General features: G+C 54.5%; 13 protein-coding genes and 2 tRNA genes. 10 read left to right on the forward strand and 5 right to left on the reverse strand.

Annotated features, from left to right (window positions below):
* Window positions 1–9: 9 nt before the first annotated feature.
* Entirely contained in the window at window positions 10–1,188 is a 1,179-nt protein-coding gene (gene cgtA / locus LPQ25_RS02655; protein WP_002918377.1) for an Obg family GTPase CgtA, read from the forward strand.
* A 51-nt stretch (window positions 1,189–1,239) separates the two neighbouring features.
* Here cgtA and dacB read toward each other — a convergent pair whose 3' ends face one another.
* Entirely contained in the window at window positions 1,240–2,673 is a 1,434-nt protein-coding gene (gene dacB / locus LPQ25_RS02660) for a serine-type D-Ala-D-Ala carboxypeptidase (RefSeq protein WP_002918376.1), read from the reverse strand.
* Window positions 2,674–2,908: 235 nt separating this feature from the next.
* On the opposite strand from dacB, the gene greA reads away from it, so the two are divergent.
* Entirely contained in the window at window positions 2,909–3,385 is a 477-nt protein-coding gene (gene greA / locus LPQ25_RS02665) for a transcription elongation factor GreA (protein ID WP_002918375.1), read from the forward strand.
* A 152-nt stretch (window positions 3,386–3,537) separates the two neighbouring features.
* On the opposite strand, the gene yhbY is transcribed toward greA, so the two are convergent.
* A complete protein-coding gene (yhbY, locus tag LPQ25_RS02670; protein WP_002918374.1) occupies window positions 3,538–3,831 on the reverse strand; it encodes a ribosome assembly RNA-binding protein YhbY in 294 nt (97 codons plus the stop codon).
* A 123-nt stretch (window positions 3,832–3,954) separates the two neighbouring features.
* Here yhbY and rlmE point away from each other — a divergent pair, with 123 nt between their 5' ends.
* The 7 genes from rlmE (at window position 3,955) to LPQ25_RS02705 (ending at window position 10,091) form a co-directional block, all read left to right on the forward strand.
* Window positions 3,955–4,584 (forward strand): 23S rRNA (uridine(2552)-2'-O)-methyltransferase RlmE, encoded by a 630-nt coding sequence (gene rlmE / locus LPQ25_RS02675; protein ID WP_002918373.1) that lies wholly within the window; start codon window positions 3,955–3,957, stop codon window positions 4,582–4,584.
* A 99-nt stretch (window positions 4,585–4,683) separates the two neighbouring features.
* Entirely contained in the window at window positions 4,684–6,618 is a 1,935-nt protein-coding gene (ftsH, locus tag LPQ25_RS02680) for an ATP-dependent zinc metalloprotease FtsH (RefSeq protein WP_002918372.1), read from the forward strand.
* Between the two features lie 93 nt (window positions 6,619–6,711).
* Entirely contained in the window at window positions 6,712–7,560 is an 849-nt protein-coding gene (folP, locus tag LPQ25_RS02685) for a dihydropteroate synthase (RefSeq protein WP_002918371.1), read from the forward strand.
* The gene (gene glmM / locus LPQ25_RS02690) at window positions 7,553–8,890 is read left to right on the forward strand and encodes a phosphoglucosamine mutase (RefSeq protein ID WP_015875190.1); all 1,338 of its coding nucleotides are present in this window, start codon (window positions 7,553–7,555) and stop codon (window positions 8,888–8,890) included. Before folP ends, glmM begins: the two co-directional genes overlap by 8 nt.
* A 229-nt stretch (window positions 8,891–9,119) precedes the next feature.
* Complete coding sequence (gene secG / locus LPQ25_RS02695; protein ID WP_002918369.1) at window positions 9,120–9,449, forward strand: preprotein translocase subunit SecG; 330 nt, start codon at window positions 9,120–9,122, stop codon at window positions 9,447–9,449.
* Window positions 9,450–9,458: 9 nt separating this feature from the next.
* A tRNA-Leu gene (locus LPQ25_RS02700) sits at window positions 9,459–9,545 on the forward strand.
* Between the two features lie 297 nt (window positions 9,546–9,842).
* A complete protein-coding gene (locus LPQ25_RS02705) occupies window positions 9,843–10,091 on the forward strand; it encodes a hypothetical protein (RefSeq protein ID WP_014906872.1) in 249 nt (82 codons plus the stop codon).
* 41 nt (window positions 10,092–10,132) lie between these two features.
* On the opposite strand, the gene LPQ25_RS02710 is transcribed toward LPQ25_RS02705, so the two are convergent.
* From LPQ25_RS02710 to argG, 3 genes are all read right to left on the reverse strand, one after another.
* Complete coding sequence (locus LPQ25_RS02710) at window positions 10,133–10,684, reverse strand: YfaZ family outer membrane protein (protein ID WP_002918367.1); 552 nt, start codon at window positions 10,682–10,684, stop codon at window positions 10,133–10,135.
* A 341-nt stretch (window positions 10,685–11,025) separates the two neighbouring features.
* Window positions 11,026–11,655 carry a winged helix-turn-helix transcriptional regulator gene (locus LPQ25_RS02715; RefSeq protein WP_004174150.1) on the reverse strand — a complete coding sequence of 210 codons (630 nt, stop codon included), beginning with the start codon at window positions 11,653–11,655 and terminating at the stop codon, window positions 11,026–11,028.
* Window positions 11,656–11,823: 168 nt separating this feature from the next.
* Window positions 11,824–13,167 (reverse strand): argininosuccinate synthase, encoded by a 1,344-nt coding sequence (gene argG / locus LPQ25_RS02720; protein ID WP_004144895.1) that lies wholly within the window; start codon window positions 13,165–13,167, stop codon window positions 11,824–11,826.
* Window positions 13,168–13,474: 307 nt separating this feature from the next.
* Between argG and LPQ25_RS02725 the strand changes: the two genes are divergently transcribed.
* Window positions 13,475–13,551 (forward strand) — tRNA-Met (locus tag LPQ25_RS02725).
* The last annotated feature ends 18 nt before the right edge of the window (window positions 13,552–13,569 follow it).

Consider the following 13,569-nt stretch of genomic DNA (forward strand, 5'->3'; position numbering starts at 1 on the left):
GAGAGTAAAATGAAGTTTGTAGATGAAGCAACGATCCTGGTCGTAGCAGGTGACGGCGGCAATGGTTGCGTAAGCTTCCGCCGCGAAAAGTATATTCCGAAAGGCGGTCCGGATGGCGGCGATGGCGGCGATGGCGGCGATGTCTGGCTGGAAGCGGACGAGAACCTGAACACCCTGATCGACTACCGTTTTGAAAAATCGTTCCGCGCCGAACGTGGGCAGAATGGTCAAAGCCGCGACTGTACCGGTAAGCGCGGTAAAGACGTGACGGTAAAAGTGCCGGTCGGCACCCGGGTTATCGATCAGGGCACTGGCGAGACCATGGGCGATATGACCAAACACGGTCAGCGTCTGATGGTGGCGAAAGGCGGCTGGCACGGTTTGGGCAACACCCGTTTCAAATCGTCCGTTAACCGTACGCCGCGTCAGAAAACCATGGGTACCCCGGGTGATAAACGCGACCTGCAGCTGGAGCTGATGCTGTTGGCCGATGTCGGGATGCTGGGGATGCCGAACGCCGGCAAATCCACCTTCATCCGTGCGGTCTCCGCCGCCAAGCCGAAAGTGGCTGACTATCCGTTTACCACCCTGGTGCCAAGCCTGGGCGTGGTGCGTATGGACAATGAAAAGAGCTTCGTAGTTGCCGATATCCCGGGGCTGATTGAAGGCGCAGCGGAAGGGGCAGGCCTCGGTATCCGCTTCCTCAAGCACCTCGAGCGCTGCCGCGTACTGCTGCACCTCATCGATATCGATCCGATCGACGGCTCCGATCCGGTTGAGAATGCGCGCATTATCATCGGCGAGCTGGAGAAATACAGCGAGAAGCTAGCCTCCAAACCACGCTGGTTAGTTTTCAACAAGATTGACCTGATGGACAAGGCCGAAGCCGAAGCCAAAGCCAAAGCGATTGCCGAAGCGCTGGGTTGGGAAGAGAAATTCTACCTGATCTCCGCGGCCAGCCAGCAGGGCGTGAAAGAGCTGTGCTGGGACGTGATGACCTTCATCATCGAAAACCCGATCGTGCAGGCGGAAGAAGAGCAGAAGCCGGAGAAAGTCGAGTTTATGTGGGACGACTATCACCGTCAGCAGCTTGAAGAGGCCGAAGCCGAAGCAGAAGATGACGAAGACTGGGATGACGACTGGGATGAGGACGACGAAGAAGGCGTCGAATTCATCTACAAACGCTAATCCTGACTTCTCTGGATCAAAAAGGGCCGCATCTGATGCGGCCCTTTTGTTTTAATTGTTCTGGTACAAATCTTTATACAAGCGGCTTTCAAAGCGGACCAGTGGGATGCGGCGATTGCGCTGATCAGCTGGCTCCACGGCGTATCCGGAGAGATATTGCACGAAGGCCATCTTTTGTCCGCTGGCGGTAGTGATGAAGCCTGCGAGGTTATAAACCCCCTGGAGCGACCCGGTTTTCGCCGAAACTTTACCATCGACGCCCGCCTGATGAAGACCGGCGCGATACTGCAGCGATCCGTCATGGCCCGCCAGCGGCAGCATGGAGATGAAGTTGAGCTCGGTATCGTGCTGGGCGATATACTGCAGCACCTGCATCATGGTCGCCGGGGCGATCAGGTTGTGGCGCGACAGGCCAGAGCCGTCGGCGATGATAGTGTTGCCGAGATCGACCCCAGCCTGTTGACGCAGGATCTGCCGTACGGCATCGGAGCCCGCCCGCCAGGTGCCAGGTACGCCGAACCGGGCGTGGCCGATGGTGCGAAAGACGGTGTCGGCAATCATGTTGTCTGACTTCTTCAGCATGATCCGCAGCAGATCGTGCAGCGGAGCCGACTGGCTGGTTGCCAGCACGGTGCCGGGCTCATTGGCCAGCGTCTGGCGCAGCAGCGTGCCGCTGTAGGTGATCCCCGCCTGGGCCAGCTCGGCTTTGAGGATCGCTCCGGCATAGCTGGCGCCATCCTGAATGGCGAAGGCCAGAGGCAGCGGCTCGCTACGCTGCGGCAGGCAGCCGGTGAGAGTATAGCGATTGAGATCGCCCGGCACCACGTCGAGCTCGCAATACTGGGCTTCCGATGAGCCACGCGCCAGCGTTCGTACCTGGCTGAACATGGTGACCGGATAATAGGATGCAACGCGAATGAAGGCGACATCGCCCGGTTTCTGCGCGCTATACAGCGAGACAGAGAAGCAGTTACGGTCGACAATCGCCGCCGCCGGCGGGGCGCTGAAGCACTGCGTCAGGTCGTTCCACGGCCAGCCGGGCGCTTTGTCATGGCTGGCGAAGACCGAGGTATCGATGAGCACATTGCCTTCGATACGCTGCACGCCGGCTTTTTTCAGCGTCGCCACCATATTGCGAATATCCTGCCGTTTAAGCGTCGGATCGCCGCCGAAGCGTGCAATCAGGTCGCCTTTCAGCACGCCGCCGTCAAGGGAACCTTTGGTTTCCAGCGTGGTGGTAAAGCGAAAATCGGGCCCCAGTTGCAGCAGCGCCGCCAGCGCGGTGATGACCTTTTGCGTACTGGCCGGGAGCGCCATTTGCTGGCTGTGATAGTCGATTTCCGGCGTCGATGCGCCGACCTTTTGCGCCATAAAGGCAAGGTTCGCACCGGCGGGAAGCTGGTTGATGTACTCGTCAATATTCGCCGCCTGAGCGCTAAGCGCTATACCGGCGGTCAATCCGATGATAAATCTGGGAAATCGCATAATCTCGCGCTAACAACCTGAAGCCAGGCCGTCATACTACGGTGCAACGCCCAGTAAAGTAAACGATGACCCATAATGAACTTCGGGGTAAAATACCCATCAAATGAAAAATTGCTGCTGACCTGGGGAGTGTTTCCCGGGTCGGTTTCTTTTTGCTCGTGTCCTGCCCGTGGGCAGGACAGGTGGCGGAGCGGAGCTATCCGTTCCCTGAAGGAATGATAAAGAGGTATAACTAATGCAAGCGATTCCGATGACCTTACGTGGCGCTGAAAAACTGCGCGAAGAACTGGATTATCTGAAGTCTGTGCGTCGTCCTGAAATCATTGCCGCTATTGCTGAGGCCCGTGAACACGGCGATCTGAAAGAGAATGCCGAGTATCACGCCGCGCGTGAGCAGCAGGGTTTCTGCGAAGGGCGAATCAAGGATATCGAAGCGAAGCTGTCTAATGCGCAGGTTATCGATATCACCAAAATGCCGAACAACGGCCGGGTGATTTTTGGTTCTACCGTCAGCGTGCTGAACCTCGATACCGACGAGGAACAGACCTACCGCATCGTGGGCGATGACGAAGCTGATTTTAAGCAGAATCTGATCTCCGTGAACTCGCCGATCGCCCGCGGTCTGATCGGCAAAGAGCAGGATGACGTCGTGACTATCCGTACCCCGGGTGGGGAAGTGGAATACGAAATTACCAAGGTTGAATACCTGTAAGGCGTATTTCCCGCTACGATGTTTATAGATTGTAAAGAAAGGAAAAAGGCCGCATAGCGGCCTTTTATCAACGTCAGGAGCATGGCATTTTGCTCGCCTGGCCGCAGAAATCCCTCGTTTTACACAAAGTTGTGTCGAGATTCAGGATATTCTTAGCGTGGCAGCGAGATTTTACGCTCTGGTGTTGGGCGGTACAGAACCAGCGTTTTACCGATGACCTGTACGTTACAGGCGCCGGTTTCGCGTACGATGGCTTCCACGATCAAGGCTTTTGTTTCGCGATCTTCTGAGGCGATCTTCACCTTGATGAGTTCATGGTGCCCTAACGCTTGTTCGATCTCGGCCAGTACCCCTTCGGTCAAACCATTGTTGCCAAGCATAACTACCGGCTTGAGCGGATGTGCTAGACCTTTCAGGTGCTGTTTTTGTTTAGTACTCAGATTCATCGTATTTTTTTGCTTACGTTGGGATTGAAAACGGGTCATTCTACCGCCATCTCCCATATATCGCCAAACTACCGCGTCGATTTTTACGCAGTAGAGTACGATGAACCCGAACGGGAATGTTAAATGACAGGTAAAAAGCGTTCTGCCAGCTCAAGCCGCTGGCTTCAGGAACACTTTAGCGATAAATATGTTCAACAGGCACAGAAAAAGGGGTTACGTTCCCGTGCCTGGTTTAAACTTGATGAAATACAGCAAAGTGACAAAATTTTTAAGCCGGGGATGACGGTAGTCGACCTCGGTGCTGCTCCCGGTGGCTGGTCGCAGTATGCGGTCACGCAGATCGGCAACAGCGGCCGCATCATCGCTTGCGATCTTTTACCAATGGATCCAATCGTTGGTGTGGACTTCCTTCAGGGCGATTTTCGTGATGAATTAGTCCTGAAAGCGTTACTTGAGCGAGTGGGCGACAGTAAAGTCCAAGTTGTCATGTCCGATATGGCGCCGAATATGTGCGGAACACCGGCGGTGGATATTCCCCGGGCTATGTATCTGGTAGAACTGGCGCTTGAAATGTCTCGTGATGTATTAGCGCCAGGTGGTAGTTTTGTAGTGAAGGTGTTCCAGGGCGAAGGCTTCGATGAGTATCTTCGAGAAATTCGCTCCCTGTTTACGAAGGTCAAAGTTCGTAAGCCGGACTCTTCCCGCGCTCGTTCGCGTGAAGTGTATATTGTAGCGACCGGGCGTAAACCATAACCGGCAGATTTCAAACGAAAGTTTGAAAGAAACTGGATATAGAGTATCCTGACGCTGTTTTTAACACAGTTGTAATAAGAGGTTAATCCCTTGAGTGACATGGCGAAAAACCTAATACTCTGGCTGGTCATTGCCGTTGTGCTGATGTCAGTATTCCAGAGCTTTGGGCCCAGCGAGTCGAATGGCCGCAAGGTGGATTATTCTACCTTCCTGCAAGAGGTCAATCAGGACCAGGTTCGCGAAGCGCGTATCAACGGACGTGAGATCAACGTTACCAAGAAAGATAGTAACCGTTACACGACTTACATTCCGGTTAACGATCCGAAGCTGCTCGATAACCTGTTGACTAAAAACGTCAAAGTTGTTGGCGAACCACCAGAAGAGCCGAGCCTGCTGGCTTCCATCTTCATCTCCTGGTTCCCAATGCTGCTGCTGATCGGCGTCTGGATCTTCTTTATGCGGCAAATGCAGGGCGGCGGCGGGAAGGGCGCGATGTCCTTCGGCAAAAGCAAAGCCCGTATGTTGACGGAAGACCAGATCAAAACCACTTTTGCAGACGTTGCCGGGTGTGACGAAGCGAAAGAGGAAGTCGGCGAGCTGGTAGAATACCTGCGTGAGCCGAGCCGCTTCCAGAAACTGGGCGGTAAAATCCCGAAAGGCGTCCTGATGGTCGGCCCTCCGGGTACCGGTAAAACGCTGCTGGCGAAAGCGATCGCTGGTGAAGCGAAGGTACCGTTCTTTACCATTTCCGGTTCTGACTTCGTCGAAATGTTCGTCGGTGTGGGCGCTTCTCGTGTGCGTGACATGTTCGAACAGGCTAAGAAAGCCGCGCCTTGCATCATCTTCATCGATGAAATCGACGCCGTCGGCCGCCAGCGTGGCGCAGGCCTGGGCGGTGGTCACGATGAACGTGAGCAGACCCTGAACCAGATGCTGGTTGAGATGGACGGCTTCGAAGGTAACGAAGGTATCATCGTTATCGCGGCGACTAACCGTCCGGACGTTCTTGACCCCGCGCTGTTGCGTCCGGGCCGTTTTGACCGCCAGGTGGTGGTTGGCCTGCCGGATGTTCGCGGTCGTGAGCAGATCCTGAAAGTGCATATGCGTCGCGTTCCGCTGGCGCCGGATATCGATGCGGCAATCATTGCGCGCGGTACCCCGGGCTTCTCCGGTGCGGATCTGGCCAACCTGGTCAACGAAGCGGCGCTGTTTGCTGCCCGCGGTAACAAACGCGTTGTGTCGATGGTTGAGTTCGAGAAAGCGAAAGACAAAATCATGATGGGTGCGGAACGTCGCTCCATGGTGATGACGGAAGCGCAGAAAGAGTCTACTGCTTATCATGAAGCGGGCCACGCGATTATTGGTCGCCTGGTGCCGGAGCACGATCCGGTGCACAAAGTGACGATTATCCCGCGCGGTCGTGCGCTGGGTGTGACCTTCTTCCTGCCGGAAGGCGATGCAATCAGCGCCAGCCGTCAGAAACTGGAAAGCCAGATCTCCACCCTGTACGGCGGTCGTCTGGCGGAAGAGATTATCTACGGTCCGGAACATGTTTCTACTGGTGCGTCCAACGATATTAAAGTGGCGACGAACCTGGCGCGTAACATGGTGACCCAGTGGGGCTTCTCCGACAAACTCGGTCCGCTGCTGTATGCGGAAGAAGAGGGTGAAGTCTTCCTCGGCCGTAGCGTCGCGAAAGCGAAGCATATGTCCGATGAAACCGCGCGTATCATCGACCAGGAAGTTAAATCGCTGATTGAGCGTAACTACGGTCGTGCTCGCCAGCTGCTGAACGACAACATGGACATTCTGCACGCGATGAAAGATGCGCTCATGAAGTATGAGACCATCGATGCGCCGCAGATTGACGACCTGATGGCTCGTCGCGAAGTTCGTCCGCCAGCGGGTTGGGAAGAACCTGGTTCTTCTAACAACTCTGACAACAATGGCACGCCTCGTGCGCCGCGTCCGGTTGATGAACCGCGTACGCCGAACCCGGGCAACACCATGTCAGAGCAGCTGGGCGACAAGTAAGCTACCGCTGTTGATGCTTGTTTAACCTTAAAACCCCGGGCGTCCGCTCCGGGGTTTTTCTTTTTTAACCTCTTCAGTCTCAGGGATTTTGTGATGAAACTTGTAGCCCAGGGCTCAACCCTCGATCTCTCTCACCCCCACGTGATGGGTATTCTAAATGTGACGCCTGACTCCTTCTCCGATGGCGGCGCCCATAATTCGCTGATTGAGGCGGTGAAGCATGCCAATCTGATGATCAACGCCGGCGCGACCATCATTGATATCGGCGGTGAATCGACGCGGCCAGGGGCGGCTGAGGTTAGTGTGGAAGAGGAGCTTGCGCGGGTGATACCGGTGGTTGAAGCCATTGCCCAGCGCTTTGAGGTATGGATCTCAGTGGATACCTCCAAGGCGGAGGTTATTCGCCAATCGGCCAGGGCCGGGGCGCATATCATCAACGATATTCGTTCGCTGACCGAGCCCGGCGCGCTGCAGGCCGCCGCGGAAACCGGACTGCCGGTGTGTCTGATGCATATGCAGGGACAACCAAAAACCATGCAGGAGGCGCCGAAGTATGAGGACGTCTTCGCCGATGTTGAGCGTTTTTTTAATGAGCACATTGTGCGCTGCGAACAGGCGGGGATCGCAAAAGAAAAATTGCTGCTCGACCCGGGATTCGGTTTCGGTAAAAATCTCTCCCACAATTACCAACTGTTGGCCAGGCTTGGGGAGTTTCATCACTTTGGTCTGCCGCTGCTGGTCGGTATGTCACGTAAGTCGATGGTAGGTCAGTTGCTGAACGTCGGGCCGTCGGAGCGGCTGAACGGCAGCCTGGCGTGTGCCGTCATTGCAGCAATGCAGGGCGCGCAGATTATCCGCGTCCATGATGTCAAAGAAACGGTAGAAGCGCTGCGCGTGGTGGAAGCCACCCTCGCCGCTAAGGGAAAAAAACGTTATGAGTAACCGCAAGTATTTTGGCACCGATGGTATTCGTGGCCGCGTCGGCGATGCGCCGATCACTCCGGAGTTTGTGCTCAAGCTGGGCTGGGCGGCGGGCAAAGTGTTAGCGCGTCACGGTTCGCGTAAAATTATCATCGGCAAGGATACCCGTATTTCGGGCTATATGCTGGAATCGGCGCTGGAAGCTGGACTGGCGGCAGCGGGGCTCTCTGCGTCGTTCACCGGGCCTATGCCGACACCGGCCATCGCCTACCTGACGCGCGCCTTCCGCGCCGAGGCGGGGATTGTTATCTCTGCTTCACATAACCCTTTCTACGACAACGGCATTAAATTCTTCTCCATTGAAGGCACCAAACTGCCGGATGATGTCGAAGAGGCGATTGAAGCCGAAATGGAGAAAGAACTCACCTGCGTGGATTCGGCTGAGCTGGGCAAAGCCAGCCGTATCGTCGATGCGGCGGGGCGCTACATTGAATTTTGTAAGGGTACCTTTCCCAACGAACTGAGCCTGGGAACGCTGAAAGTGGTGGTGGATTGCGCGCACGGCGCGACCTATCACATCGCCCCTAATGTCTTCCGCGAGCTGGGAGCCCAGGTTATTGCGATGGGCTGCGAGCCAGACGGTCTCAACATCAACGAAGAGGTCGGCGCCACTGACGTGCGGGCGCTGCAGGCGCGCGTGCTGGCGGAAAAAGCCGATCTGGGCATTGCCTACGACGGCGATGGCGATCGGGTGATTATGGTTGACCACGAAGGCAATAAAGTCGATGGCGACCAGATCCTCTATATCATAGCCCGGGAAGGATTGCGTCAGGGGCAGCTGCGCGGCGGCGCCGTCGGCACGCTGATGAGTAATATGGGGCTGGAGCTGGCGCTCAAGCAGTTAGGCATCCCGTTTGCCCGCGCGAAGGTCGGTGACCGCTATGTACTGGAGATGCTCCAGGAAAAAGGCTGGCGCATCGGTGCGGAAAACTCCGGCCATGTGATCCTGCTGGATAAAACCACCACCGGCGATGGCATTGTCGCCAGCCTGCAGGTGGTCGCGGCGATGGTCCGCAACCACATGAGCCTGCATGACCTGTGCAGCGGGATGAAAATGTTCCCTCAGCTGCTGGTGAATGTCCGCTTTACCGAGGGCAGCGGTAACCCGCTGGATAATGAGCACGTCAAAGCGGTGACCGCGGAAGTGGAGGCGGCGTTAGGAAAACGCGGCCGTGTCCTGCTGCGTAAATCGGGTACGGAGCCGCTGATCCGCGTGATGGTGGAAGGCGAGCATGAAGATCAGGTGCACGAGTTTGCGCACCGCATCGCTGAGGCGGTAAAAAGCGTTTAGCTTTGCCGGCTAAGTGGTTAAAAAGGCGGCGCTTGCCGCCTTTTTTATGATCGAAAATTGGCTTTTTGCTGTTTTTTTCTGCAGTTGATACAATGTGTCGAAATTGCCCTTGCGAAGGTCATTCGCTTTGGTTAGTATTCACACCCGCTTCAGTGGGAAACGTTAAAACGTCCCGCTTTATTGGTCGAAGCACTTGGTATGCGGCGAATCCGCAAGGAACAGGTTGATTATGTACGAAGCTCTTTTGGTTGTTTTCCTTATTGTAGCGATTGGCCTTGTAGGTCTGGTTATGCTGCAGCAAGGTAAAGGCGCTGATATGGGAGCCTCCTTCGGTGCAGGCGCTTCCGGCACACTGTTTGGGTCCAGCGGTTCTGGTAACTTTATGACCCGTATGACCGGCATCCTGGCTGCGCTGTTCTTCATCATCAGTCTGGCGCTGGGTAATATCAACAGCAACAAGACCAGTAAAGGAAGTGAGTGGGATAATCTGAGCGCGCCGAAAACGGAGCAAACTCAGCCAACTGCGCCGGCTCAGCCGACCAGCGATATCCCGCACTAAGTATTCTGTACCGAGGTGGTGGAATTGGTAGACACGCTACCTTGAGGTGGTAGTGCCCTAACGGGCTTGTGGGTTCGAGTCCCATCCTCGGTACCAATATTCCAGAAAAAAGACGCTGAAAAGCGTCTTTTTTTGTTTTTGTCCCCGCTGGCCATTTATTTATAAACATCTCTTCGCTGGTTGCCTCCTTTTACTGTCGTTAAAGTCGCCTCGTCAAATTAACAGAGGTGAAGTGACACAATGAACAAGATCGGGTTGCTTATCGTCGCCGGCGTGCTCGGTTTAGCTGGGTGCAGTTCAACATCGCCCTCCCAAACGGTGGAGACGATTAATGCGCTAACCGTACCGGTATCGCCCAGTGAGCCTGGGACTACAGCGAATCATGCCCAGGCAGTGAGGCGCTATTTCCAGGACAATACGGCACTGATTAGTCGCCTTAACCATTCGTTGAAAAGTCATTATCTGCAGGACGTGGAGCGCCGCGATGTGTTCGACAGACACAGCGAGGCGTATAAAGTGTATGGCGCCCTGACCCGCCTGGAGCAGATGGCGTCCATGAATGAGGTTTACCGCAAAGAGAATAATGTTGCGGGCCTACAAGAGATCAACCGCGTACTGAAAAGCGTGCCGCTGACCAGCTGAGGATGAAACAGGGACTGCCGACCGGCAATCCCTGTGAAGAGTTAAAAGCGGAAGTTAACCCCGGCGTAAGCGCCGTCGGCCAGCGTGTTATCGCGATTGCCATCTTTCCCTGCCATATCAATATAGCGATAGCCAGCTTCGATATTCAGAGACGGGAGCACGTTAAGGCGTACCCCGGCATTGGCCTCCACATAATCCTCAACGCCGCTGGACATTGAGTCCGGTGAGTAATAGCCCTCGCCGAAAAGCGTGAAATACTGACCAAGGGGGAGTTCAGCGCCACCACCGGCGGCGATGGCGTAACCTTCATCACCATCTTTTGGGTTCAGATAGACCGCCTTACCGCCCAGGGTCATCAGAAAAGGGCCAAGGTTAAAGTTATAACCCATTCCCAGTCCTACACTATCTCCGTCGTTGTCGCTATGAGCCCACTGAGAACTGAACGTCATACCCGGTTCCCCGGCGCCAAAGCTGGCGGACAGATTGGTAAACTCGGCGCCAGCTTCTCCATGCAGGTTAACGGCTGCGCAGGCAGCGCTGCTGGCTCCCAAAGCGATCGTTACGGCAACCATTTTTGCAGCAATAGACTTCATTATTAAATTCCTTCAGATAAAAAAAAGCCCGATATGGGCGTTCGGGCATAATTAACGGGTTCGTGCATCTCATTGTTATGGTCGCAGCAGGCGAGGGGGCAACTCTCGCTACCGCCGCACACGTCTGGCCGATTTCCGCTGGCATATCCTGAGCCGGTGCAGGCCCGGCGGTTAACGCCGTTTGTGGTCGTCTGCTGGCGAACTCAGGAATAGATTGTCTTCCGGGAAACCCAGGTGCTTAGCATAAAATTTTTGTTCTTTTAGCGGTAACGGTTATTGATTTAAATTTAAACATCTTCCCCGCTGCAGCAAAGAACAATAAATGATAGGAGGAGTGCGGGTCAGAATTTTTCAGGAAGTGAGACGATATTTTGTAAATAACCGCCGCGGGCAAAGGCAATATAACCGCCTTTCTTTAATGCTGACAATACATTGAGAATACTGCTACGCGACAGAAGGGTCCTGTCCTGAATATACTCAAGAATAGATACCCGCTGTCGGGTCTCTTCGCTTAATAGCATCATCTCCAGCAGATGGTTACGGATGACCGAATAGGTACGCTGCTGCAGGACCAGATCGTCACGATACACCATATACGAGGTATGATAAGCCAACAGGCTGGTCACCTCTTCCCATAGGTTATGCTGGCGAAAAAGCGCCGAAGCCAGGTCATGGTCGATCCGTAGCAGTTCGCATGATACCTCGGCTCGCAGGCTGTGGCTGCGGCTGGGCTGCAGCATTTCCGCCACGCCGAAAAGATGCGGCTCATAGACGGTCACCATCAGTAGCCTGTCGGAATTACGAATAATCGACAGCTCGCCTTTTTTAAAAATAAAGAGCTGGGTTTTGCCTTTATATTCCCATGTCAGTCTTTTTCTGGCGATCGCGTTAACGGGGGTCGCGTGTGGCTCAAGTACATCGATCAGTCGGTCAATGGTCTTTTGCGGCCTGATCGGCGGTTTAATATTCATGATGTGTATCACCAGATATGAATTAATCAATTGAGGCTATTATAGTCAACAGTTTTGCTGGTCTGGCGATAAGGAAAAAATGCGTCATGGCATTTTTTTACGTTGGTGGGTCATTCAAAATAAAAAGCCGGCGGTGATCCGCCGGCGGAAAGCAACATTGTCAGGCGATTATTTGCCTTTGTTTTCCAGATTTTCAACCTGCGGTAAACCGGTTGCCGAGGAGGCGCTCAGCAGGCCAGACTGGGCATAGCCGAACAGCTTCTCGCGGGTATCGGTGATGTCCAGATTACGCATGGTCAGCTGGCCGATACGGTCTTCGGCAGTAAACATGGAATCGCCTTTTTCCATGGTCAGACGCTCCGCTTTATAGGTCAGGTTGTCTGATACCGTATTAAGGATCGAGTAGTCGTTACCGCGACGCAGTTCGAGGGTGACTTCGCCGGTGATCTGGCTGGCGACCCAGCGCTGCAGCGAATCACGCAGCATCAGCGCCTGGGAATCAAACCAGCGGCCCTGATACAGCAGGCGGCCCAACTGGCGACCGTGGGCGTGATATTGCTCAATCGTATCTTCGTTATGGATACCGGTCAGCAAACGCTCGTAGGCAATATGCAGCAGCGCCATCCCCGGAGCTTCATAAATGCCGCGGCTTTTCGCTTCGATAATCCGGTTTTCAATCTGGTCGCTCATGCCCAGGCCGTGACGACCGCCGATGCGGTTGGCTTCCAGCATCATCTCGACGTCATCGGCAAAGGTTTTACCATTCAGCGCCACCGGATGGCCCTGCTCAAAGCGTACGGTGACCTCTTCCGCAGGGATCTTCACGTTTTCGTCCCAGAACTTCACGCCCATAATCGGGTTGACGATCTTGACGCTGGAGTTCAGGAATTCGAGATCTTTCGCTTCATGGGTCGCGCCGAGCATATTGGAGTCGGTGGAGTAGGCTTTCTCGACCGACATCTTGTAATCAAAGCCGCAGGCGATCATAAATTCGGACATTTCGTGACGACCGCCGAGCTCATTGATAAAGTCGCTGTCCAGCCACGGTTTGTAAATCTGCAGTTCAGCGTTGGTCAGCAGGCCGTAACGATAGAAACGTTCGATATCGTTGCCTTTATAGGTGCTGCCATCGCCCCAAATGTTAACGCCGTCTTCTTTCATCGCTGCCACCAGCATGGTGCCGGTGACCGCGCGGCCTAGCGGCGTGGTGTTGAAGTAGGTCAACCCACCGGTGGTGTTATGGAAAGCGCCACACTGAATCGCGGCGATCCCTTCTGCGACCAGCTGTTTGCGGCAGTCGATCAGACGGGCGCCTTCAGCGCCGTACTCTTTCGCGCGGCGCGGGATAGCATCGTAGTCGTCTTCGTCCGGTTGACCCAGGTTAGCGGTATATGCATAAGGCACGGCGCCTTTTTTGCGCATCCATAACAGCGCGGCGCTGGTATCCAGTCCACCAGAGAAAGCGATACCAATACGTTGACCAACCGGGAGATGCTTGAGAATCGTCGTCATAAAATAAAACCCTGCTCGATAGACTGTGGTGAGTTCGACCCAACAACCTTAACTGCATTTTTATGCATTAATTGTGAGTATTCATTTAACCATCTTTTACTGGCGACAGGAAGTGCTTCATCATCTTTTTGCTAAAAAAGCCTGAAATACCAGCACAAACGGCAATCGGGGACGCTAAAAAGCATGTTGACAAAATATACTAATCGCCGTTACAATTCATCTCGATTTTATGTCCCGTCTTCGGTACCAAATCCCAGCAGTATTTGCGTCTTTTGCTCAAAAAGAGTAAAATATGCCACGTTTCAGGCGCGGGGTGGAGCAGCCTGGTAGCTCGTCGGGCTCATAACCCGAAGGTCGTCGGTTCAAATCCGGCCCCCGCAACCACTTTCCCATTAAGTACTT

Origin of the sequence: Klebsiella sp. KPN54798 (assembly GCF_021184225.1) — a bacterium.
Taxonomy (GTDB): domain Bacteria; phylum Pseudomonadota; class Gammaproteobacteria; order Enterobacterales; family Enterobacteriaceae; genus Klebsiella; species Klebsiella pneumoniae.